At 73.9% G+C, this 21,301-nt stretch carries 18 protein-coding genes and 3 pseudogenes; 7 read left to right on the top strand and 14 right to left on the bottom strand.

The features are described from left to right. Nucleotides 1–31 precede the first annotated feature (31 nt). Nucleotides 32–901 carry an SDR family oxidoreductase gene (locus BM051_RS17900; protein ID WP_092531434.1) on the top strand — a complete coding sequence of 290 codons (870 nt, stop codon included), beginning with the start codon at nucleotides 32–34 and terminating at the stop codon, nucleotides 899–901. On the opposite strand, the gene BM051_RS30675 is transcribed toward BM051_RS17900, so the two are convergent. Further along, nucleotides 847–1,449, bottom strand: coding sequence for a hypothetical protein (locus tag BM051_RS30675; RefSeq protein WP_166677627.1), 603 nt, complete (start codon nucleotides 1,447–1,449; stop codon nucleotides 847–849). The genes BM051_RS17900 and BM051_RS30675 overlap by 55 nt on opposite strands. Nucleotides 1,450–1,570: 121 nt before the next feature. On the opposite strand from BM051_RS30675, the pseudogene BM051_RS29965 reads away from it, so the two are divergent. Then, nucleotides 1,571–1,729: pseudogene (locus BM051_RS29965) on the top strand (3-hydroxyacyl-CoA dehydrogenase NAD-binding domain-containing protein); the annotation flags it as partial. Nucleotides 1,730–1,790: 61 nt separating this feature from the next. Here the strand turns inward: BM051_RS29965 and BM051_RS17885 are convergent. From BM051_RS17885 to BM051_RS17835, 10 genes and pseudogenes are all read right to left on the bottom strand, one after another. Further along, a complete protein-coding gene (locus tag BM051_RS17885; protein ID WP_092531430.1) occupies nucleotides 1,791–2,750 on the bottom strand; it encodes a glycosyltransferase family 9 protein in 960 nt (319 codons plus the stop codon). Then, nucleotides 2,747–3,436: an SDR family oxidoreductase gene (locus tag BM051_RS17880; protein ID WP_092531428.1), complete on the bottom strand. Its 690-nt coding sequence runs from the start codon at nucleotides 3,434–3,436 to the stop codon at nucleotides 2,747–2,749. Before BM051_RS17880 ends, BM051_RS17885 begins: the two co-directional genes overlap by 4 nt. A 45-nt stretch (nucleotides 3,437–3,481) precedes the next feature. Continuing rightward, nucleotides 3,482–4,879 (bottom strand): D-glycero-beta-D-manno-heptose 1-phosphate adenylyltransferase, encoded by a 1,398-nt coding sequence (gene rfaE2, locus BM051_RS17875; protein ID WP_092531426.1) that lies wholly within the window; start codon nucleotides 4,877–4,879, stop codon nucleotides 3,482–3,484. Beyond that, complete coding sequence (locus BM051_RS17870; RefSeq protein WP_092531424.1) at nucleotides 4,876–5,439, bottom strand: D-sedoheptulose-7-phosphate isomerase; 564 nt, start codon at nucleotides 5,437–5,439, stop codon at nucleotides 4,876–4,878. Before BM051_RS17870 ends, rfaE2 begins: the two co-directional genes overlap by 4 nt. Further along, a complete protein-coding gene (locus BM051_RS17865; RefSeq protein ID WP_092531422.1) occupies nucleotides 5,436–6,542 on the bottom strand; it encodes a glycosyltransferase family 9 protein in 1,107 nt (368 codons plus the stop codon). Before BM051_RS17865 ends, BM051_RS17870 begins: the two co-directional genes overlap by 4 nt. Beyond that, nucleotides 6,539–7,057: pseudogene (locus BM051_RS17860) on the bottom strand (D-glycero-alpha-D-manno-heptose-1,7-bisphosphate 7-phosphatase); the annotation flags it as partial. The pseudogene BM051_RS17860 and the gene BM051_RS17865, both read right to left, overlap by 4 nt. Nucleotides 7,058–7,745: 688 nt before the next feature. Then, a complete protein-coding gene (locus tag BM051_RS17850; protein ID WP_092531416.1) occupies nucleotides 7,746–9,113 on the bottom strand; it encodes an aldehyde dehydrogenase family protein in 1,368 nt (455 codons plus the stop codon). Beyond that, nucleotides 9,110–10,336: a glycosyltransferase gene (locus BM051_RS17845; protein WP_092531414.1), complete on the bottom strand. Its 1,227-nt coding sequence runs from the start codon at nucleotides 10,334–10,336 to the stop codon at nucleotides 9,110–9,112. Before BM051_RS17845 ends, BM051_RS17850 begins: the two co-directional genes overlap by 4 nt. 41 nt (nucleotides 10,337–10,377) lie before the next feature. After that, a complete protein-coding gene (locus tag BM051_RS17840; RefSeq protein WP_092531412.1) occupies nucleotides 10,378–11,361 on the bottom strand; it encodes a glycosyltransferase in 984 nt (327 codons plus the stop codon). 65 nt (nucleotides 11,362–11,426) lie between these two features. Continuing rightward, nucleotides 11,427–11,852, bottom strand: a complete 426-nt coding sequence (locus BM051_RS17835; protein ID WP_092531410.1) for a DUF4383 domain-containing protein — start codon at nucleotides 11,850–11,852, stop codon at nucleotides 11,427–11,429. Nucleotides 11,853–12,045: 193 nt separating this feature from the next. On the opposite strand from BM051_RS17835, the gene ctaD reads away from it, so the two are divergent. Further along, the gene (gene ctaD / locus BM051_RS17830; protein ID WP_092532065.1) at nucleotides 12,046–13,803 is read left to right on the top strand and encodes an aa3-type cytochrome oxidase subunit I; all 1,758 of its coding nucleotides are present in this window, start codon (nucleotides 12,046–12,048) and stop codon (nucleotides 13,801–13,803) included. 175 nt (nucleotides 13,804–13,978) lie between these two features. Here ctaD and BM051_RS17825 read toward each other — a convergent pair whose 3' ends face one another. Further along, the gene (locus tag BM051_RS17825) at nucleotides 13,979–14,512 is read right to left on the bottom strand and encodes an SRPBCC family protein (RefSeq protein ID WP_092531408.1); all 534 of its coding nucleotides are present in this window, start codon (nucleotides 14,510–14,512) and stop codon (nucleotides 13,979–13,981) included. Between the two features lie 130 nt (nucleotides 14,513–14,642). Here BM051_RS17825 and BM051_RS17820 point away from each other — a divergent pair, with 130 nt between their 5' ends. Continuing rightward, on the top strand, nucleotides 14,643–15,323 hold the full coding sequence (locus tag BM051_RS17820; RefSeq protein ID WP_092531406.1) for a HemK2/MTQ2 family protein methyltransferase: 681 nt from the start codon (nucleotides 14,643–14,645) through the stop codon (nucleotides 15,321–15,323). Continuing rightward, nucleotides 15,316–15,513 (top strand): annotated as a pseudogene (locus BM051_RS29960) (CDGSH iron-sulfur domain-containing protein); the annotation flags it as partial. The gene BM051_RS17820 and the pseudogene BM051_RS29960, both read left to right, overlap by 8 nt. A gap of 113 nt (nucleotides 15,514–15,626) precedes the next feature. On the opposite strand, the gene BM051_RS17810 reads toward BM051_RS29960, so the two are convergent. Further along, a complete protein-coding gene (locus BM051_RS17810) occupies nucleotides 15,627–16,655 on the bottom strand; it encodes an iron-containing redox enzyme family protein (protein WP_092531402.1) in 1,029 nt (342 codons plus the stop codon). 51 nt (nucleotides 16,656–16,706) lie between these two features. Then, on the bottom strand, nucleotides 16,707–17,783 hold the full coding sequence (locus tag BM051_RS17805; protein ID WP_092531400.1) for a carboxylate-amine ligase: 1,077 nt from the start codon (nucleotides 17,781–17,783) through the stop codon (nucleotides 16,707–16,709). 121 nt (nucleotides 17,784–17,904) lie between these two features. Here BM051_RS17805 and BM051_RS17800 point away from each other — a divergent pair, with 121 nt between their 5' ends. Further along, nucleotides 17,905–19,188 carry an ATP-grasp domain-containing protein gene (locus BM051_RS17800; RefSeq protein WP_243859313.1) on the top strand — a complete coding sequence of 428 codons (1,284 nt, stop codon included), beginning with the start codon at nucleotides 17,905–17,907 and terminating at the stop codon, nucleotides 19,186–19,188. Then, nucleotides 19,189–21,213: a CocE/NonD family hydrolase gene (locus BM051_RS17795; RefSeq protein ID WP_092531396.1), complete on the top strand. Its 2,025-nt coding sequence runs from the start codon at nucleotides 19,189–19,191 to the stop codon at nucleotides 21,211–21,213. It abuts the gene before it with no gap. The last annotated feature ends 88 nt before the right edge of the window (nucleotides 21,214–21,301 follow it).

Below are 21,301 nucleotides of genomic sequence, written 5' to 3'. Positions count from 1 at the left end.
GCAGCAGGACGTGCCAGCACGAGGAGGGACGATGCCCGAGCCGACCGACCGACCCCCGCAGCCGCCGCAGCGCCAGGAGCCGCCCGGCGAGACCGACGAGATGCGGCCGGAGCCGCGCGACGAGATGGCCGACTACGTCGGTCGCGACCTGCTGGCCGGGCGGGTCGCGCTGATCACCGGTGGTGACTCCGGGATCGGCAGGGCGGTGGCGGTCGCGTTCGCCAAGGAGGGCGCCGACGTCGCGATCGCCTACCTGGAGGAGCACGAGGACGCCGAGCACACCGCGCGCCTGGTCCGCGACCAGGGCCGGCGCTGCGAGCTGCTGCCCGGCGACCTCGCCGATCGCGAGCGGTGCCGCACGGTGGTGGAGCGGACGGTCGAGGCGCTGGGCGGGCTGAACATCCTGGTCAACAACGTCGCGACGCAGTGGCCGGTGAAGTCGCCGGACGAGCTGACCGAGGACCAGTGGATGCGCACGTTCGACGTGAACATCCATTCCTACTTCCGGGTGACCGCCGCGGCGCTGCCGCACCTCGGCGAGGGCGACTGCATCATCAACACCGGCTCGGTCAACGGGCTGCGCGGCAACAAGACGCTGATCGACTACTCGGCCACGAAGGGCGCCGTGCACGCGTGGACCTACGCGATGGCGCAGGCGCTGACCGAGCGCGGCATCCGGGTGAACTGCGTGGCGCCGGGTCCGGTGTGGACTCCGCTGATCCCGTCGACCTTCCCGGAGAAGCGGGTGGAGCACTTCGGTGAGCAGGTGCCCTACCAGCGGCCGGCGGACCCGGACGAGATCGCCCCGTCGTACGTCTTCCTGGCCAGCAACCGGCTCTCGTCGTACTACACCGGCGAGGTCCTCGCCGCGCTCGGCGGCCAGACCGTGCCCGGTGGCTGAGCCCCGGCCGGCGCTCCCACCGCACGAGCGTGAACCCGGCGGCGTCCAGCGGCGCCGGGTCGAGCGGGTCGCCAGCGTTTACCACCGGCCGCGCCGCCCCAGTCGGGGCCGGGTGCCAGGTGGTCGCGGCCGATCCGCCGGTCGAGCCCACCGCGGGGCCACCTGGATGAGGTCGGCGCTGAAGCGCTCGCACGGCTCGGCGAGCTCGTGGGCCGAGGACGTCGTGCTCGCGAGGAACGCGTCACCGGCGTGCTTCGCCAGCTCCTCGCTGGCCGGGTCGGTGCGCAGCAAGGGGGCGCGTCGACGCCCGCGTACAGCGCGGCACCCCGCTCACCCGCGACCGGGTCGTCCGCGCCGACGACGATCCGGTCCGGGCGCGGGAAGTCCGCCACCGTGTGGCCCTCGCGGAGGAACTCGGGGTTGCTCACCACCCGCACGTCGGGCCGTGCCAGCCGCTCGGCCGCCCGCCGTGCGGCGCCCACCGGCGCGGTGGACTCGAGGGCGAGCACGCCGCCGGCGGCGACCGTGCCCGCCACGTCGGCCCGCACCTGGTCCAGGGTGGTTCCAGGGTGGTGAGGTCGGCCGCACCGTGCTCGCCCATGGGGGGCAGGCGCAGCAGCACCACGCCGCCGGGGGCCAGGTGGGCCAGCCGGGTGGCCAGCGCGGACCGTGGAGACCGTGGGTGTCGTCGGCGCCGGCTACGTGGGGGCGGCCAGCGCGGCGTGCCTCGCCCACCTCGGCCACCCGGTCGTGTGCGTGGACGTGGACACGGCGAAGGTGGCCGCGTTCTCGATCGCGGCGCGGTCCGGGGACGCGGTGCCGGTCCACGAGCCCGAGCTCGCCGAGCTGGTGGCGCGCGGGGTGGCCGCCCGCCCGCTGCGGTTCACCGTCATTCCCTTCCGTCCCTGCGGGCCAGCAGGCCCTCCTCGGCCAGCTGGCGCACGGCGGCGAGCACGTCGTCCTCGGTCAGCCGGAGCAGCCCGGGTGCCGGCGCGTCGGCGAACGGGTCCGCCGGCTCGCCCGCCCACAGCGCGACGTGCCGCCGCTCGCCCTCCGGCGGCCCCCACTGTCGGGGTGACACCGGGCCGAACAGCAGCACCGACGGCGTGCGCATCGCCGTGGCGAGGTGGCCGACCCCGGTGTCGGCGGCCACCAGCAGCGTCGCCCGCGCCAGCAGCGCGACCAGCTCGGCGAGCCCGAGCCGGCCGGCGAGCACCACGTCCTCGGGCAGGCCGGCCCGCCGCGCCACGTCCCGGGCCAGGTCGGCCTCGGCGGCGTTGCCGGTGACCACCACCCGGTGCCCTGCCGCGGCGAGCGCGCGGGCCACCCCGGCGAAGCGCTCGGCCGGCCAGCGCCGTGCCGGCTGTGCCGCGCCGGGGTGCACGACCACCGCGCCCGGCGCCGGGCTCGGCCCCGGTGGCGCCGGCAGGTGGAGGTCGGCCGGGTCGGCGGCGATGCCGAAGTGCTCCAGCAGCCGGCACCACCGCCGCACCTCGTGCTGGTCCTCGACCCACTCCGGGCCGGGCAGGTCGGGGAAGTCCGGATGCCGGTGGGTGAGCAGCGTGCCGGGGCGGGTGGCACGCAGGTCCCGGATGCTCTCCGGGCCGCGGCCGTGCAGGTTGACCGCGACCTCCGGCGGCTCGCCCGGCCAGTGCAGGGCGCCGAGGCCTGGCGTGGGCAGCAGCTCGTCCACCGCGTCGATCAGCTCGACCACCTCGGTGAGCTGGTGCGGCGCGGCCAGCACGGTCCGGGCGTCCGGGTGGGCTCGGCGGAGCCCGCGCAGCGCCGGCACCGCGACCAGCAGATCGCCCAGCCCCAGCGCGCGCAGCACCAGGACCGCGTCACTCACGGGTAGGAGCCCTCCTCCGACGCGCACACCACCAGCTCGCGCACCTCGCAGCCGGGCGGCTGGCGCAGCGCGAACAGCACGGTCCGCGCCACGTCCTCGGGGTGGTTCAGCTTCGCGTCGGCCGGCGGCTTGTACTGCTCGGGCCGGTCGTTGAAGAAGTTCGTGTGCATCCCGCCGGGGACCAGCAGCGTCACCCCGACCCGGCCGGCGGTCTCCGCGGCCAGCGCCTTGGTGAAGCCGACCACCCCGTACTTCGAGGCGCAGTAGGCCGTGGCGTCGCTCACCGCCTTGATCCCGAGGGTGGAGGCCACGGTGACCACCGTGCCGTGCGTTCGCTCCAGGTGCGGCAGCGCGGCCCGGACCACGGCGGCGGTGCCCAGCAGGTTGACGTGCACCACGCGTTCCCAGTCCTTCGCCGGCACCTCGGTCAGCGGGCCGCACGCGTCGATGCCGGCCGCGGTGAACACGCCGTCGAGCCGGCCGCCGGCGCGGTCGACCAGCTCGGTCACCGCGCGCTCGGTGGTGTCGGTGTCGGCGAGGTCGACCAGCACGTGCTCGACCCCCTCCGCCGGCGCGACCCGGTCGAGGACCAGTGGCCGGCCACCGGCCTCGCGCACCGCCGCCACGGTCGCCGCGCCCAGCCCGGACGCGCCACCGGTGATCAGGACATTGCCCAGTGGTTTCATCGCGCTCCTCACGTCTGCCGTTCGTCGGTCGGGTTCGAAGCTGACTCAGTGCCGCCCGTTGCTGGCCGCGGCGACCAGCCGGGTGGTGGAGTAGCCGTCCGTCAGCGGGACGAGCACCACCTCGCCGCCGTGCCGCCGGACCACGCGCGCCTCGGGCAGCTCGGTGCCGGCGTAGTCGCCGCCCTTGACCCACACGTCCGGGCGGAGCCGGTCCAGCACCGCCTTCGGCGAGGGCTCGTCGAACACCACGACGGCGTCCACGGACTCCAGCTCGGCGAGCAACCGGGCCCGGTCGGGCGCGGACACGATCGGCCGGGTCGGGCCCTTGAGCCGGCGCACCGAGGCGTCGGAGTTCAGGCACACCACCAGCGCGTCGCCGAGGGCGCGGGCCTGGCGCAGCAGGCTGACGTGGCCGGGGTGCAGCAGGTCGAAGCAACCGCCGGTGGCGACCAGCCGGCCACCGGACCGGCGCACCCGCGCCGCCAGCTCGAACGCGTCCGTCCCGGCCGGTGCGGGTCCGTCCGGGCGGGCCGGGGCGGTGCCGGGCGCGTCGCAGACGGACAGCGCCGCGGCGCCACCGGCGGCGACGAACCGGGCGGCGGCGTCCACCGCCTCGGCCACCGCGTCGGCCAGCCCGGCGCCGCCGAGCAGGGCCGCCGCGGCGGCGCTGGCGAACCGGTCGCCGGCGCCGCACGTGTCGGGCCTGCTCGGCCCGGTGACCGTCGCGGTGCCGGGCACCGGCACGGTGCGGGTCGGGCCGTCGCCGGCGAGCACGGCGCCGCGCGCACCGACGGTCACCGCGGTGCCCGTGCACTCCCACGCCTCGCGCAGCCGCTCGGCCAGCGCCGCGGCGTCACCGGGGGAGTCGCCGGCGAAGCCGGCGGCCTCGGCCTCGTTGGGCGTGGCCAGCCGGACTCCCGGTACGGGGGCCGGCCCGCGCGGGTGCGGATCCCACACCACCGGCACGGTCCTGGCCAGCTCGGCCAGCAGCCGCCGCAGGCCGCGGTGGGCGGCCAGCCCGCGCCCGTAGTCGGCGACCAGGATCGCCCCGGCGCCGCGCAGGACCCGCTCGGCCCGGCGGGGCAGCGGGTCGCCAGCGGCCCTTCCGTCGCCGGAATCCAGCCGCAGCAGCGACTGGCCGCCCGCACGCACCCGGGTCTTGCACACCGTGCCGCCGGCCAGTGGCAGCGGCACCACCTCGGCCTCCCTGCGGAGCAGGTCGCGCAGGGTGCGGCCGGGCCCGTCGTCGGCGAACGCGCTCACCAGCACGACCTCCGACGTGGACCGCGCGGCCAGCAGGGTGGCCAGCCCGGCGCCGCCGGGCCGCAGCCACTCCCGGCCGATGTCCACCACGGGCACCGGCGCCTCCGGACACAGCCGGTCGGCGCTGCCCTCGATGTCGATGTCGAGCAGCGCGTCACCGACCACCACCAGCGGCCTCATGCCGCGACACCCAGCGACTCGTCCAGCACCGCGCACAGCGCGTGCACCACGGCCAGGTGGACCTCCTGCACGGTGGCCACGGTCGGCGCGTCCACCGCGACGGCGTCGTCGCACAGTGCGGCCAGCCGGTTGGGGGCCGGCCCGGTGAGCGCCCAGGTGGTGAGGCCCAGTTCCTGGGCCGTCTTGGCGGCGGCCACGACGTTCTGGCTGCGCCCGCTGGTGGACAGGGCGACGAGGACGTCGCCGGGCCGGCCGTGCGCGCGCACCTGCCGGGCGAACAGCTCGTGCTCGCCGTAGTCGTTGAGGATGGCCGTGCCGGCGGAGGTGTCGGCGTGCAGCGCGATCGCCGACAGCGGCGCCCGCTCGTCCCGGAACCGGCCGACGAGCTCTCCGGTCAGGTGTTGGGCCTCGGCCGCGCTGCCGCCGTTGCCGCAGGCCAGCAGCCGCCCACCGGAGCCGAGCACCTCGGCGAGGTGGTGCCCCCACCGCTGGATCCGCGGGGCGGCCGCGCAGGCCCGGTCCAGGGCCGTGCGCAACGCGCTGAAGTGTTCTTCGATCACGACACACCTCCTGTTCGGCGGGCCCGCTGCCCGCCGGTCGTGAAGCGAGGGAGCGGAGCGGCCCCGCGTTGGTTGACGCGAGGGAGCGGAGCGGTCGCGCCGTGATTCAGCTCCGCGACGGCCGCCACCACCCGCTCGGGGGAGATCGACTCGAGGCAGGGGTGACCCGGCACCGGACATTCCCTGGCCCGGGTCCCGCGGCACGGAGCCGACTGGTCGCCGAGCAGCGCGACGGGAACGCCGTAGGGCGCCCACCGCGCGGCCGGCACCACCGGCGCGAACAGGGAGACCACCGGGGTGTCCACGGCCGCCGCGAGGTGCGCGGGCCCGGTGTTCGGGGCGACCACCACGGCGGCCCGCTCCAGCACGGCGGCCAGTCCGGGCAGGTCCGTGGCGCCCCCGAGGTCGGTCGCGGCGTCGCCGGCCACCTCGGCGGTCAACGCCCGCTCGGCCGGGCTCCCGGTGACCAGTACGCGGTGCCCGGCCTCGGCCAGTGCCCGTACGTGGGCCGCCCAGCGCCCGGCGGGCACCGTGCGCGCCGGCACCGAGGCGGCCGGGTGCACCACGACGTAGCCGGGGTCGCCGGTCAGCGCGGTCACGTCGGGCAGCGGCCGGCGCACCGCGAGCCGCCCGTCGTCCCCGGGCGGGAGGCGGAACCCGGCGGCCTCGGCCAGCGACAGCGCCCGCTCGGCCTCCGGCGGGTCGCCGTCCACCCGGTGTCGCAGGTCGAGCAGCGAGCCCGGGTAGTCCTCGCAGATCGCGCCGATCCACGGCACCCCCGCCATCCGCAGCACCAGCGCCAGTGGCAGCGGGGACTGGTGGAACGAGGTGACGATCAGCGCCGCGTCGGGCGCGACGTCGCGCACCTGCTTGACCAGCGCCTCCACGTCCTCGGCGGTCAGCTCCGGCGGCTCGGGGTCGATCCACGGCGCGCACCACTCGATCACGTCGGCGACGCCGGGCAGCAGCTCCGCCCCGGCCCGGCCGCGTGGCCCGGCCAACATGGTCACCTCGGCCGACGCCGCCACCGCTCGCACGCACGGCCCGGCGAGCAGCACGTCGCCGACGTTGTCCAGCCGGGCCACCAGCACTCGCCGGGTCATCGCACACCTGCCAGCGCGAGGTCGACCGCCGCGGGAAGGGTGTCGGCGACGGTGGCGGAGGCGCGGGCGTCGGCGACCTCGCCGGGCAGCGTGCGCCCGGTGGGCACCAGGACACCGCGGGCGCCGGCGGCGAGCGCGGCGGCGACGTCGGCGCCGGTGTCGCCGATCATCACGCAGCGGCGCACGTCCACCCCGAGCGCCGCGGCGGCCCGCAGCACCAGCCCTGGCGCCGGCTTGCGGCACGCGCAGCCGTCGGCCTCGCCGTGCACGCAGACCTGCCAGGTGTCGAACGGGCCGAGCAGCTCCTCCACCCTGGCGTTGACCGCGGCGAGTTGGTCGGGGCGGATCAGCCCGCGCGCCACCCCGGACTGGTTGCTGACCACGCCGAGCGGGATGCCCGCGGCGCGCAGCCGGCGCAGCGTGGTCACCGCGCCCGGCACCGGTCGCACCAGCGCGGGGTCGGCCAGGTAGGGCACGTCCACGATGAGCGTGTCGTCCCGGTCGAACAGCAGTGCGGCCGGCGCACCGGAGGTGTCCGGGCCGGCGGCCGCGCCGGTCCGGGCGCCCTCGACGTCCACTCCGTGCATCGGTACGCCAACCACCTCTCGGATCGTGCGTTCGGGCCGCCGGCGCGGCCCGTCCTCCTGTCGTAAGCGCTACCCAGCGAAACCACTACTAAACGGCTCGCCCGAAAAGCCCCAGGAAACGACTACTGTCCGAAACCACTTCTCGGCGAAACCCCTGCTCGGCGCCCACTGTGGACCGAGCGGGAAAGTTACGGTCCGAGGTCGGTGTTTCACGTCATGGCGGAAGGAGTCCGCTCCCTCGGGTGGCCGCTCGTGCGGTCGGTCGGGTCAGCCGAACGAGTCGCGCCACTCCACGGCGGCCGGCAGCCGGTCACCGAGTTCAGGAACTCGGTGCCGGCCTTCCGACGTGCGCGGCCGTTCATCGCCTGCGAGAGCTCGCGGGCTATCGGGTCGTGGTGAATGCGCTGCGGGGCGGTTCGTTCCGCCGTGTCCAGATGTCGGATCGCGTCCCAGCCGCGCGACCCACCTTCCTGCGTCAACGCCCGAGCCAGACCGAAGTGCCAGGCCGTCGTTCGGTTCGCCGAGTCGAAGACTTCCGGGTTGAGCGGGCGCCGGTGAGCACGGGTCAGCAACGCGGCGGTGGCCCCGGCGTGGGCGGGGCCACCGCGGAAAGGGGTCACCCTGGCGGGGGTTGCAGGTGGACCACCTTGGTGGTGGTGAGCTCGTCGAGCAGCTCCGGGCCGAAGCCGAACCCGTGGCCGCTGGCGCCGCGCGGCTCGGCCGCCCCGCCGGGTGCGCCGCCGAACACCGCGTTGACCTTCACGGTGCCCACCGGCAGCTCGCGCCAGGCCCGCTGGGCGTGCGCCATGGAACCGGTGAGCACGGTGGCGGCCAGGCCGTACCGGCCGGTGGCGGCCTCCGCCAGGCCCTCGGCGAAGTCGTGGACCACCCGGACCGGGGCGACCGGGCCGAACGTCTCCTCGGTCAGCACCCGCATGTCCTGGGCGCAGTCGGCCAGCACGGTCGCCGGGTAGTGCGCGCCCGGCCCCTCGGGGACCTCGCCACCGGCGAGCAGTCGCGCGCCGCGGTCGACGGCGTCGACCACGTGCGCGTGGACCTGCGACCGGTGCCGCTCGTCCACCAGCGGCGCCAGGACCGACTCCCGCGCGCGCCGCGCCAGCGCCGCGAGGAACGGCTCGGCGACCGCGCGGTGCACGTAGATCCGCTCCACGGAGACGCAGATCTGCCCCGAGTTGGCGAACGCGCCGATCGCGGCCTGCTCGGCCGCCCACTCCGGGTCGACATCGCCGTCGACCAGCAACGGGTCGTTGCCGCCGTTCTCCAGCAGCGTCTTCGCGCCGGTGCGGGCGGCCGCGGCGGCGATCGCCCTGCCGGTGGCGGTGCTGCCGACGTGCGCGAGCACCGCGACCCGGTCGTCGGCGGCCAGCCGCGCCCCGACCGTGCCGTCGCCGGTCACCGTCGACAGCACGTGCTCGGGATGCGCCGCGGCGACCAGCTCACCGAGTCGTGCCCCGGTGTGCGGGGCCCGCTCGCTGGGCTTGTGCACCACCGCGTTGCCGGTGACCAGCGCGGCGCCGAGCAGCCCGCAGGCCACGGCCACCGGGTCGTTCCACGGGGTCAGCGCGACCACCACGCCACGCGGCTCGGGCACCATGAGGTCGGTCGCGTCGTGCTCGCCGAGCAGGCTGCGGCCCCGGTGCACCGGCCCCAACTCGGCGTACTGCTCCAGGGTGCCCGCCCCGGCGAGCACGCCGTCGGCGGCCTCTGCGCGGGGCCGCCCGGTCTCCGCCTCGTTCAGCGCCGCCAGCTCGTCGGCGTGCTCCCGCACCGCCGCCGCGGCGGCGCGCAGCGCGGCGCCCCTGGCCGCTGGCGCGGTGCGGGCCCAGGCCACCTGGGCGGCGTGTGCCCTGCCGACCGCCGCGTCGACCTCCTCGGGCGTGGCCATCGGCACCGTGCCGACCAGCCGGCCGTCGGCAGGGTCGTGCACCTCGATCACCGGGGTCCGGGTCTCCAGCGTCGTCACCGGGCGACCCTCCCCACCCGGGTGGCCCCGGCGCCGACCTCGGTGTGCACCGCCCGGTCGTAGACCCGCAGCGTGTCCGCGGCGATGCGGTCCCAGGAGTAGCGAGACCGGGCGCGGTCGCAGCCGGCGATGCCGTAGGCGTCTCGCACCGCGCGATCGGTCAGCAGCCGGCGCAGCGCGGTCGCCAGCTCGTCCGGCTTGCGCGGCGGCACCAGCGTTCCGGTGACGCCGTCGACCACGGTGTCGGTCAGCCCGCCCACGGCGGAGGCCACCACCGGCACACCGCAGGCCATGGCCTCGAGTGGCACAATGCCGAACGGCTCGTACCAGGGCGCGCACACCACCGCGTCGGCCGACCGCAACAGCGCCGGCATGTCCTCGCGGGAGATCTGCCCCGGCATGTGCACCCGGTCCCGCACGCCCAGCCGCTCGGCGATGCCGAGCAGCCGTTGCGCCTCCGGGTCGGCGTCGAGCCGGCCCTGCTCGGGGCCGCCGGCGATGACCAGCTCGGTCTCCGGCAGCAGCCGCAGCGCCTCGATCACCGTGTCGAAGCCCTTGCGCGGCACCAGCCGACCGACGGTGACCAGGCGGTGCCGCTCGTACTTCGGCGCCCGCGGCCCGTCCGGCCGGAACCGTTCCAGGTCCACGCCGCACGGCACCACCGACATCCTCGTCCTCGGCAGCCCCATCCTGGCCAGCTCGAACACCTCGTCCGAGCAGGTCGCCGCGATCCGGGTGACGCTGCGCCCGATCAGCCGCTCCAGTCGCATCCGCTCCGGCGGGCTGGTGTCCTTCGAGCCCTGGTAGCGCCGCTTGACCACGCCGAGCGCGTGGAAGGTCTGCACCACCGGCAGGTCGAGGTCGCGGGCGGCGAGCACGGTCGCCAGTCCGGACATCCAGAAGTGCGCGTGCGCGATGTCCGGCCGGTCGGCCGCCCAGCGCGCGTGCAGGAACCGGGCGAACTCGCCCATGTGCGGCAGCAGCTCGTCCTTCGGCAGCATCCGGGGCGGCCCGGCGGGCACGTGCACCACGCGGTAGCCGGCCGGGGCGCGGACCTCGTCGGGGGTGTCCGGGTCGTCCCGACGGGTGAAGACGGTCACCTCGTGTCCCTGCCGGACCAGCGCTGCCGACAACTCGGCGACGTGCAGGTTCTGCCCGCCCGCGTCGACCCCGCCCAGCGCGGCGAGCGGGCTGGCGTGTTCGGAGACCATCGAGATACGCATGGGTTCCCTCCCGGAGCCGCTCTTCGGTGTTGTCGGTGTTGTCATCGCACGACCTCCGAGAGGAGGACGTCCCAGTGGCGCAGGAACGCGTCCAGCCCGAAGTGGGTGAGCGCGTACTCCCGCGCCGCCTTGCCGGTGACCGCGGCCAGGTCCGGCTCGTGCACGAACCGCCGCACCGCCGAGGTGAGCTCGGTGACGTCGGTGGACAGGACGCCGGCCTCGGCGGGCACGGCCGCGCCCGCCTCGGTGGCCGCCACCGCGACCACCGGCATCCCCAGGTGCATGGCCTCGAGCAGGGAGAGCCCCAGCGAGGTCCACCGCGCGGTGTGCACGTAGACCCGGCGCCGGGCCACCTCGTCGTGCAGGGTCCGCTGGTCGAGGTCGGCGATCCCGCGGACGGGATGGGCCGCCGGGGGCAGCTCGCCGGCCAGCCGGTCCACCCCGATGCCGTACACGTCGACCGGCGCGATCTCGGCGAACGACGGCAGCAAATCGGTGCCGGTGATCCGCCACCGGCGCACCGGCTCGTTGATCATCGCCACCACGTGCGGCAGCTCGCCCGTGTAGCGCGCGCCGGGGTCCACGATGCCGTGCGGGATCACCGTGGTGGGGCAACGGCCGCAGTCCCACATCAGATCGTTGAAGTGGGTCACGTGCGCGACCGGGATGGCGGTCTGCTCGGCGAGGGGGTGACGGCTGGTGGCCGCGTGACCCCGTGGGGTGTTGTGCTCGACGTACACCGCGGGCACGTCCCGCCCGGGGCGCCGGCCGAGCCAGCGCTCGGCCACGTCGATCTCCTCGGGGCGCTGCAGCACCACCACGTCGACGTCGAGGTCACCGAGCTGCTCGGCCGGCACCTCCCGGGCCCGGTCGGGCCACGGCCGGCCGGCGCGGCCGAGGCCCCACGGCCCGCCCTCCGGCAGGGTCGGCAGCAGGTAGTGGTGGCGGCCCCGCACGAACGCGGACGTCCACGACCCGTGGACGTGCCACACCAGCACCCGCAGCTGTCGGTTCGTCTCTGCCATGCAGGAGTAGTTGCCGCTGCGCGGATGGGTAAACCTCCGGTAGCGACTACTACTCGACGTGATCGCTACGTCGTTTCCGCTGGCCGTCGGGCTCGCCGTTCGGCGAGCAGGCCGATCACCAGTCCGAGCAGGGCGGTGATGGCGTGCAGCACGGTGTCGGCCCAGTTGACGTTGATCCCGTCACCCGGGCTGTTCGTGGCGGAGGCGAACAGCCCGTACACGGTGAGTCCGGTCAGCGCGACGAGCGAGAACCAGCCGAACAGCTGGGTGCGCGTGACCGAGGTGACCGCCGCGATGCCGAGCACGCCGACCGTGAGGTGGGTGAGGTTGAGCAGGATGCTCGTGCTGAAGATCCACACCGCGTTGCTCGGTTCGTTGCCCACGTGGGTCGGGTCCGCCAGCACGAAGCCGAGGATGCCCAGCGTCAGGTACACGAGCCCGACCAGCAGCGCGAGCACGCGGGCGACGCGGTGGCGGGCGGGGGTGGCCATGACGTCCTCCCGGGGAGAGAAGTCCGCGAGCAGATGATCGAGGGGTACCCCGACGCGGTCGGACAAACCGTGCGACCCGGCTGGACGGCACGTGGTGACGCGGTCGTCCCCGGCGCATAGGCCGCGCCGATCCTGGGTACTCCCGCTCCGCCTGGTGCGCCGAGCTGGAGGGAGCTGAGGAGTGGTCGACTCGATGCCGCAGCGGGACGCGCTGATCCGGCCGACGCCGATCCCGCACCGACCGGCCAGGCGGGGCAAGCGCGGATCGGTGTTCCTCGATCTGCTGCGCACCACCGACCACAAGACCATCGGGGTGCTCTACCTGGCCACGTCGTTCGGCTTCTTCCTCGCCGGCGGCGCCATGGCGCTGCTGATGCGCAGCGAGTTGGCCGTACCCGGGCTGCAGTTCCTGTCCAACGAGCAGTACAACCAGCTGTTCACCATGCACGGCACGATCATGATGTTGCTCTACGCGACGCCGAACGTGTTCGGCTTCGCCAACGTCCTGGTGCCGTTGCAGATCGGCTCGCCGGACGTCGCGTTCCCCCGGCTGAACGCGTTCTCGTACTGGCTGTTCCTGTTCGGCGGGCTGACCGTGATGGCCGGCTTCCTTACCCCGGGCGGCGCCGCCGACTTCGGCTGGTTCGCCTACACCCCGTTGTCCACCGCCACCTACTCACCCGGCATCGGCGGGGACCTGTGGATCACCGGGCTGCTCGTCAGCGGGCTCGGCACGATCCTCGGGGCGGTCAACATGATCACCACGATCCTCTGCCTGCGCGGCCCGGGCATGACGATGTGGCGGATGCCGATCTTCACCTGGAACATCCTGTTCACCAGCGTGCTCGTGCTGGCGGCGTTCCCGATCCTCACCGCCGCGCTGTTCGGGCTGCTGGCGGACCGGCACATCGGCGCGCACGTGTTCGACCCGGCCAGCGGCGGCGCGATCCTGTGGCAGCACCTGTTCTGGTTCTTCGGCCACCCCGAGGTCTACATCGTCGCGCTGCCCTACTTCGGCATCATCAGCGAGATCATCCCGGTCTTCAGCCGGAAGCCGCTGTTCGGTTACAAGCTGATGGTGTGGGCGACGGTCGGCATCACCGCCCTGTCGTTCTCGGTGTGGGCGCACCACATGTTCGCCACCGGCGCCGTGCTGCTGCCGTTCTTCTCGTTCCTGTCGTTCCTCATCGCGGTGCCCACCGGGATCAAGTTCTTCAACTGGATCGGCACGATGTGGAGGGGACAGCTGACCTTCGAGTCCCCGATGCTGTGGGCGATCGGGTTCATGGTCACCTTCCTGTTCGGCGGGCTGTCCGGGGTGATCCTGGCCGCGCCGGCGCTGGACTTCCACGTCACCGACACCTACTTCGTGGTGGGTCACTTCCACTACGTGCTGTTCGGCACGATCGTGTTCGCCACGTTCGCCGGGCTCTACTTCTGGTTCCCGAAGATCACCGGCCGGATGATGGACGAGTCGCTGGCGAAGCTGCACTTCTGGCTCACGTTCGTCGGTTTCCACACGACGTTCCTGGTGCACCACTGGCTGGGCAACGAGGGCATGCCCCGCCGCTACGCCGACTACCTGGCCAGCGACGGCTTCACGGTGTTGAACAGCATCTCGACGGTCGGGGCCTACGTCCTCGGCCTGTCGATGCTGCCGTTCCTGTGGAACGTGGTGAAGAGCTATCGCTACGGCGAGCCGGTGGACGTGGACGACCCGTGGGGCTACGGCAACTCCCTCGAGTGGGCCACCTCGTGCCCGCCGCCGCGGCACAACTTCACCGAGCTGCCCCGGGTCCGCTCGGAGCGGCCGGCGTTCGAACTGCACTACCCGCACATGGTGGAGCGGTTCCGCGCGGAGAGCTACGGCACCTCGGTCCGCGGGGAGCGCAAGCACGCCACGCCGTCGGAGGAGCTCGCGGACGCGGTCGAGCACCCGGAGCGGAACTGACGGCCTGGCACACCCGCCATGAAGGCCACCTTCATGTCATAAAGGCCACCTTCATGTCATAAAGGCCACCTTCATGGCCTTCATGGCGCTGAACGCTCCCCTACCGCGCGGGCTTCGCCCATTGCCCGCCCCTTGCCGGCGCGGCCGGGCCCCCACCGGTGGCCTTCATGGCGGTTCAGTCCCCGAGTGGTGGGATGCTCCGCCGGGAGGTGCCGCCGGGATCGGCGACGCCCGGCTCGCGCACCTCGGCCCGCTGCACCGGTCGGCGCACCTCGCCGCGCCACGCGCCGGTGGCGCGGCCGCGCTGCTCCACGAAGTCCTTGAACCGGGCCAGCTCGCCGCGGACCAGGTGACCCAGCGGTGCCAGCGCCACGGCCTTACCGGCCACGGTCTCCGGCTGGTAGTCGACGTGCAGCTCCAGCCGGGTGGTGGTGTCATCGAGGCAGAGGAACAGGGCGAGCCCGCGGTGCCGCGGACCCCGGACGCACTGCCACACCACCCGCTCGTCGGGGCGTTGCTCGACGATCTCCACGTCGAGCTCGACGCGGGCCCCCGCGGCGCGCAGCACCCAGTGGAGGTGCGTGTCGGTGCGTTGCTCCACCGCGTCCACGTGTTGCAGGAAGGACGGGAACGTCTCGAACTGGGTCCACTGGTCGTAGACCGTCGTGATCGGGGCGCGGATGTCGACGAACTCCTGGATCGTGCGCACTGCGGCTCCTCTCGGGCCAGGTCCGTACCGCGACGGTGCTCTCGGAGGTTCCCGAACGGGGTACCCCTGCATGGCGTGGTCAACCGGGCCGGCGGTTTCGCTGCTCCTCCTGCGTGGTACCCGCTGCGTCGTGTTGATGTTGCGACTTCCCGGGGTGTACCGGCCGCAGGCCGACACCTGGCTGCTCTCCAAGGCCGTGCGCGAGGCCGGGCTGCGGCCCGGTGCCCAGGTGCTCGACCTGTGCACCGGGACCGGCGCGGTGGCCTTCGCGGCGGCGCGGGCCGGCGCCGGGGCGATCACCGCGGTGGACACCGCCCGGCGCGCCGTGCTCGCGGCGTGGCTGAACACCCGGCTCCGCCGGCTGCCGGTGCGGGTCCGCAGGGCCGACGTGAGGCACCTGCCCCAGCTGCCGCGGTTCGACCTGGTGGTGGCGAACCCGCCGTACGTGCCGGGGGACCCGGCCCGCGGGCCGACGCGCCGGGCCGAGCGGGCGTGGGACGCGGGGCCGGACGGCCGCCGGTTCGTCGACCGGCTGTGCGCGGCGGCCCCGGAGCTGCTCGCCGAGGGCGGAGCGCTGCTGCTGGTCCACTCGTCGCTGTGCGGGGAGCAGGCCACGCTCGACCGGTTGCGGGCCGAGCGGTTGAAGGCGTCGGTGGTGGCCCGCCGGGTCGAGCCGTTCGGCCCGGTGCTGCGCGGGAGGGTCGGGTACCTGGAGCGCGCGGGCCTGATCGAGCCCGGCCAATGCCACGAGGAGCTGGTGGTCATCCGCGCCGACCGCCTCCCCCTCCCGCCGGAACACGAGCGTGGCTAGCGGAGGTGGGCGTGAGCGGCGCCGGGTGACGGTGGTGCCCGGCGGGCCGATCCTCGTCGAGGGGCCGGTGGAGCTGGTCACCCCGGACGGCGACACGGTTCACTCCGACCGGTTCGTGGTGGCCGTGTGCGCGTGCCGGCGCAGCAGGCGCTACCCGCTGTGCGACACCAGCCACCGCCGCCGCGTTCGCCAGTCCCCCTCGGACTCCCCGGGTACGGAGGGCCCCGCGGGCTCCTCGAACCCTCCGGACTCCTCGAGCCCGGAGGGTCCCGCCGGTGCCGCTGACTCCGCGGTGGGCTGACCCTACGACTCGGGCAGCGGGCGGCGCAGCGAGGTCCGGCCGGCCCGCCAGTGGCCCAGCAGGTGCTCAGCGAGGTGCTCCTCGAGCAGCTCGGTGGCCTGCACGCCGAACACCACGTCCGGGGCCAGCTCGGGCTCGGTGGCCAGCAACCCGCCGACGACGTCCCGGCGCAGCACCTGCTCGTGCACGGCGTCGGCCTCGATGTGCTCCGTGTAGAAGAACCGGCACGGCTCGGGCGCGCCGAGCCGCCGCAGTGCCTGGTCCAGCCGCTGGGCGCTGGGCGCGGTGGTGATCTCGGCGGCGGCGAAGTGGCCGACGAGCGCGCCGCGCAGCCGGCGGTGCAGGCCGAACAGCGACATCATGTTGACCACGGCGATCGAGCACGCCGGCACGTCGTCCTGGTAGTGGAGGTAGTCGGGGGAGAGGCCGGCCGCCGCGAGCAGGTCGGCGAACAGCCGCTGGTGCACCCGCTCGGCCCTGCCGCCGCCGAACTCGTCGAACTCCACGGCCACCAGCGCCGCCTTGGCTCGGTCGCGCAACCGGGGGATCACCCACGCGTGCGGGTCGGCCTCCTTCAGGTGGTAGATCGACCGGTGCGCGAACAGCTCGCGCAGCTGCCACCACTCACCCTCGTCCCGCAGGTGGTGGCTCACCCCGGTGCCGTCCACCGGCTCGACCAGCAGCGCGTCGAGAGTGCCGGTCACGTCGTCCCCGCCGGGCACCGCCGCCCGCAGCGCGGCGAGGAACACCCGTTCCAGCGCGGCACGCAGCCGCAGCAGCGCGGGGTCCCACTCCCAGTCCGGGTCCACCCCGGTGAAGCCCTGGTAGTGCAGCTCGTAGCAGACGTGCAGGGCCAGCTGGAGGTCGTCGCCGAACGGGTCGGCGTGCTCGACCTCGGTGCTGGTGGCCGGGTCGAGCACCGCGCCCCCGGCGTCCCGGGACAGCGCGTCGAGCACCGCCGCGGAGAGCGGCCCGCGCGGCGCGGGCAGTGTGGCGCCCGACGGGCGGGTGACGGTCGGCTGGTCGAGCATCGATCACCTCCGGAACGCGAGTGCTCCTCATCTACCCCCGAACACCCCTGGCTACGCCTGCGTGGCGCGGGCCAGCGCGTGGACGGCACGCACCCAGCCGGCACCAGCGGCCGCGCGCTGCCGTTCGGCGCCGGTGCCGTGCCGGCGCACCCGGTCGAGCAGTTCCGCCACCAGCGCCAGGTCCCCGGTTTCCGCCAGCGCCGGCCGGACGTGCTCGACCAGCGCGGCCACCAGCCGCTCCGCCGGCACCCGCCGGGCCCGCCGGCAGTCCACCCCCGGCCCGGCCAGCCCGTGCCGCGCGGCCGACCACACCGCGGCCGCCGCCACCTGCGGGTCGACGAAGGGCGCCGGCCGGTCATCGCCCAGCTCGGCCAGCGCGGCGCGTACCAACCCGCGGGCCAGCAGCGCGAACAGCACGGCCTCGTCCACCGTGGTGGCCGCGTCGGCCACCCGGAACTCGACGGTCGGCAACGTCGGGGACGGGCGGGCCAGCCAGAACGTCATCCGCTCGTCGACCAGCACGCCGCAGTCGACCATTCGCGCCACCGCGGCGTCGTGGCCGGCCCGGTCGCCCAGGGCGGGCGGCACCCCGGAGCCGGGGAACCGGGACTGCTGCACCATCCGCCAGCTGCCGTAGCCGGTGTCCCGGCCCCGGGCGAACGGTGAGTTCACCGACAGCGCCAGCAGGGTCGGCAGCCACGGCCGGAGCCGGTCCACCACCGCCACCGCGGTGTCCCGGTCGGGCACGCCGACGTGCACGTGGCAGCCGCACGCCTCGTAGTCGGCGACCATCCCCGCGTAGCGCTCGTCGATCTCGGCGAACCGTTCCAGCCGGTCGCCCCGCCGGGCCGGCCCGCCGAGCACCGGGGTTCCGGCCGACACCAGCAGCACGCCCTCGGCCTCGGCGGCCGCGGCCAGGTGCCGCCGCCCGGCGCGCAGCTGCGCCCGCAGCCCGCCGGCGTCCCCGCACACGCCGGTGGCGAACTCGACCTGGGTGGCGCGCAGCTCGGCGTGCGCGGCGGCGCCGGCGGGCAGCGGACCGGCCACCCGGCCGAGCACCTCCGGCGCGCTCGGCACGGTCGCCGCGGAGATCGGGTCCACCAGGAGGAACTCCTCCTCCACACCCATGGTCGTCCCGGGGGTCACGCCGACTCTGGTGCCCCGTGGGCGCCCCGGTGAAACCGGTAGGGCGTTTAGCGACCGCGAGGTGGGGGATCTTCACAGGGACACGGAATGTGAGGAGCGACAGGTGAGCCAGATCGACGTCTTCGTGGTGGGGCTCGACGAGCCGAATCTGCGGACGCTGCACGACGTGCCCGACGCCATCCAGTACCGGTTCCACGGGCTGCTGGACATCGACGAGGTGCAGCACGGCGAGATCGACGTGGCCGACCTGATCCGCAAGGCGGAACGGCGGCTCGACGAGTTCGATGGCGAGATCGGCGCCATTGTCGGCTACTGGGACTTCCCGGTCAGCACCATCGTGCCGATCCTGTGTCGCCGCTACGGCCTGCCCAGCGCCGACCTCGAGGCTGTGATCAGGTGCGAGCACAAGTACTGGAGCAGGCTCGAGCAGTCGAAGGTGATCGACGAGCACCCGAAGTTCGCGGTCGTGGACCCGGAACGGCCGGAGAAGCCCGCCGAGCTGAGCTACCCGATGTGGCTCAAGCCGGTGAAGTCCTTCTCCTCCGAGCTGGCCTTCCACGTGGGCGACGACGCCGAGCTCGCCGACGCGGTGCGGCAGATCGCCGACGGCATCGACAGGGTCGGCAATGCGTTCGACTACCTCGTGCGGCAGCTCGACCTGCCGCCGGAGATCGCCGAGGTGGGCGGGAAGGCCATCCTCGCCGAGGAGGCGATGTCCGGTCAGCAGGCGGCCAGCGAGGGCTACGTCCACGACGGCGAGGTCGTCGTGTACGGGGTGCTCGACTCGCTCAACTACCCGGGCACGTCGAGCTTCCTGCGCCACCAGTACCCCTCCCAGCTGCCGGAGCCGATGGTCGAGCGGATCCGGGAGGTGTCCCGCAGGGTCATCGAGCGGATCGGGCTGAACAACTGCACGTTCAGCATCGAGTTCTTCTGCCAGCCGGAATCGGGGGACATCGGCCTGCTGGAGGTCAACCCGCGGCACTCGCAGTCGCACGCCGAGCTGTTCGAGTACGTCGACGGGGTGCCCAACCACTACTTCATGCTCAGCCTGGGGCTCGGCCGGGACCCGAATGTGCCGCACCGGAAGGGCCCGTACGAGCTGGCCGCGAAGTGGTACCACCGCCGGTTCGGCGACGCGCTGGTCACCAGGGTCCCCACCGACGACGAGATCAAGGACATCCAGGAGGACGTGCCCGGGGTCGTGATCGACGTCAAGGCGCCCGAGGGCGAGCGGCTGTCCAGCATGACGGGCCAGGACAGCTACAGCTACGAGCTGTCGCACATCTACATCGGCGCCGACGACGAGGACGAGCTGAAGCGGAAGTACGAGCGCGTGGTGGACAGCCTGCGCTTCGAGTTCGTCGACGCGGAGGAGGCCCGGTAGATGCGGACGGTCAGCTCGCTGCCCTATCAGCTGAAGGAGGACGAACACGTCTGGGTGCCGATGTCCGACGGGACGCGGCTCGCCGCGCGGGTCTGGCGCCCGGTGCCCTCGGACGACGAGCCGGTGCCGGCGGTCCTGGAGTACATCCCGTACCGCAAGCATGACCTCACGGCGTGGCGGGACTCCATCCACCACCCCTACATCGCGGGGCACGGCTACGCGTGCGTGCGGGTGGACCTGCGCGGCAGCGGTGACTCCGAGGGAGTCCTCGTCGACGAGTACCTCGAGCAGGAGCAGCTCGACGCGGAGGACGTGCTGGACTGGATCGCCGAGCAGCCGTGGTGTGACGGGCGGGTCGGCATGATGGGCATCTCCTGGGGTGGCTTCAACTCGCTGCAGGTGGCCGCGCGCAAGCCGCCGCAGCTGCGGGCGATCGTCATCTGCTCGTTCACCGACGACCGCTACGGCGACGACATGCACTACATGGGCGGCTGCCTGCTGTCCGACAACCTCGCCGAGGCGGGCACGATGTTCGCGCACAGCACGTTGCCGCCCGATCCCGCCCTGGTCGGTGACCGGTGGCGGAAGATGTGGCGGGAGCGGCTGAGCGGCGTGGGGCCGTGGGTGGACGAGTGGCTGCGGCACCAGTACCGCGACGAGTACTGGCGGCACGCGTCGGTGTGCGAGTCCTATGCGGACGTCCAGGTGCCGGTGCTGGCGGTGAGCGGCTGGGCCGACGGGTACTCCAACGCCGTCACCCGGTTGCTGGGCAATCTGGACGTTCCCCGCAAAGGGCTGATCGGCCCGTGGTCGCACAAGTATCCGCACCTCGGAGAGCCGGGTCCGGCGATCGGCTTCCTGCAGGAGGTGGTCCGCTGGTGGGACCACTGGCTCAAGGACGAGGACAACGGCGTCATGGACGGCCCGATGCTGCGGACCTGGATGCAGGACAGCGTTCCGCCGTCGACGTCCTACGAGGAGCGTCCGGGGCGCTGGGTCGGCGAGCCGACCTGGCCGTCGCCGCACATCACGCCGATCGAGTACCCGCTGGCCCGCAACCGGATCGTCCGGCCGGACGAGGAGCGGGAACCGGCGACGGTGACCGTCGAGTCGCCGCTGTCGGTCGGGCAGTTCGCCGGGAAGTGGGCGTCCTACAACGCGCCGCCGGACCTGCCCTACGACCAGCGGGAGGAGGACGGCGGCTCGCTGGTGTTCGACAGCGAGGTGCTCACCGAGCCGTGCGAGATCCTCGGCGCGCCGACGGTCACCCTGGAGCTGTCGGTGGACCGGCCGGTGGCGATGGTCGCGGCCAGGTTGTCGGACGTGTTCCCGGACGGCAGGGCCACCCGGGTGACCTACGGGTTGCGGAACCTGACCCACCGGGACGGGCACGAGCGACCCGAGCCGCTGGAGCCGGGCCGCCGCTACCGGGTGAGCTTCTCGCTCAACGGGGTGGCGCAGAGCTTCTCGCCGGGGCACCGGATCCGCCTCTCGCTGTCCACATCGTACTGGCCGCTGGCGTGGCCGCCGCCGGAGCCGGTGCTGCTGTCGGTGCACACCGAGGGCAGCAGCCTCACCCTGCCGGTGCGGTCGGTGACCGAGTCGGACGAGGTGTCCCAGTGGCCGTTCGACGAGCCGGAGGGCGCCGAGCCGATCCCGATGACCCAGGTGCGGCCGTCGGACCACCGGTGGACGGTGTGCCGCGAGCTGACCGACTACTCGTCGGCGCTGGAGATCGTGAAGGACAACGGCACCGTCCGGTTCGACGACATCGACCTGAACGTCGCCAAGCGGGCCTACGAGAGGTACAGCTGGGTGGCCGACGACTTCACCTCGCCCCGCGGCGAGACGAACTGGTCGGTGACCTTCACCCGCGGCGACTGGACGGCGCGTACCGACACCCGCACGGTGTTGACCTGCACCGAGCGGGAGTTCATCGTGCACGCGCAGCTCGACGCCTACGAGGACACGCGGCGGGTGTACTCGCGGAACTGGACGTACACGATGCCCCGGCACCTGGTGTGAGGAGTCCGAGAGCGCCCCCTTGGCCGCACTGCTCCCTCGCTGGTGCTCGGCGGTCGCCGTGCGGCGAGTCCGGCGAGGTGGCCACGCC

The sequence above is a fragment of the Amycolatopsis arida genome, from assembly GCF_900115565.1.
GTDB classification, from domain to species: Bacteria; Actinomycetota; Actinomycetes; order Mycobacteriales; family Pseudonocardiaceae; genus Yuhushiella; species Yuhushiella arida.
The sequence above is the reverse complement of the archived record's forward strand: the minus strand, read 5'-3'. Positions and strand labels throughout refer to the sequence as shown.

What these genes read in the sequence shown, in the direction of transcription:
- BM051_RS17900 (WP_092531434.1), top strand. Translation starts at nt 32, where the DNA reads ATGCCCGAGCCGACCGACCGACCCCCGCAGCCGCCGCAGCGCCAGGAG.
- BM051_RS17880 (WP_092531428.1), bottom strand. Translation starts at nt 3,436, where the DNA reads ATGAAACCACTGGGCAATGTCCTGATCACCGGTGGCGCGTCCGGGCTG.
- rfaE2 (WP_092531426.1), bottom strand. Translation starts at nt 4,879, where the DNA reads ATGAGGCCGCTGGTGGTGGTCGGTGACGCGCTGCTCGACATCGACATC.
- BM051_RS17865 (WP_092531422.1), bottom strand. Translation starts at nt 6,542, where the DNA reads ATGACCCGGCGAGTGCTGGTGGCCCGGCTGGACAACGTCGGCGACGTG.
- BM051_RS17845 (WP_092531414.1), bottom strand. Translation starts at nt 10,336, where the DNA reads ATGCGTATCTCGATGGTCTCCGAACACGCCAGCCCGCTCGCCGCGCTG.
- BM051_RS17840 (WP_092531412.1), bottom strand. Translation starts at nt 11,361, where the DNA reads ATGGCAGAGACGAACCGACAGCTGCGGGTGCTGGTGTGGCACGTCCAC.
- BM051_RS17835 (WP_092531410.1), bottom strand. Translation starts at nt 11,852, where the DNA reads ATGGCCACCCCCGCCCGCCACCGCGTCGCCCGCGTGCTCGCGCTGCTG.
- ctaD (WP_092532065.1), top strand. Translation starts at nt 12,046, where the DNA reads ATGCCGCAGCGGGACGCGCTGATCCGGCCGACGCCGATCCCGCACCGA.
- BM051_RS17810 (WP_092531402.1), bottom strand. Translation starts at nt 16,655, where the DNA reads ATGCTCGACCAGCCGACCGTCACCCGCCCGTCGGGCGCCACACTGCCC.
- BM051_RS17805 (WP_092531400.1), bottom strand. Translation starts at nt 17,783, where the DNA reads ATGGGTGTGGAGGAGGAGTTCCTCCTGGTGGACCCGATCTCCGCGGCG.
- BM051_RS17795 (WP_092531396.1), top strand. Translation starts at nt 19,189, where the DNA reads ATGCGGACGGTCAGCTCGCTGCCCTATCAGCTGAAGGAGGACGAACAC.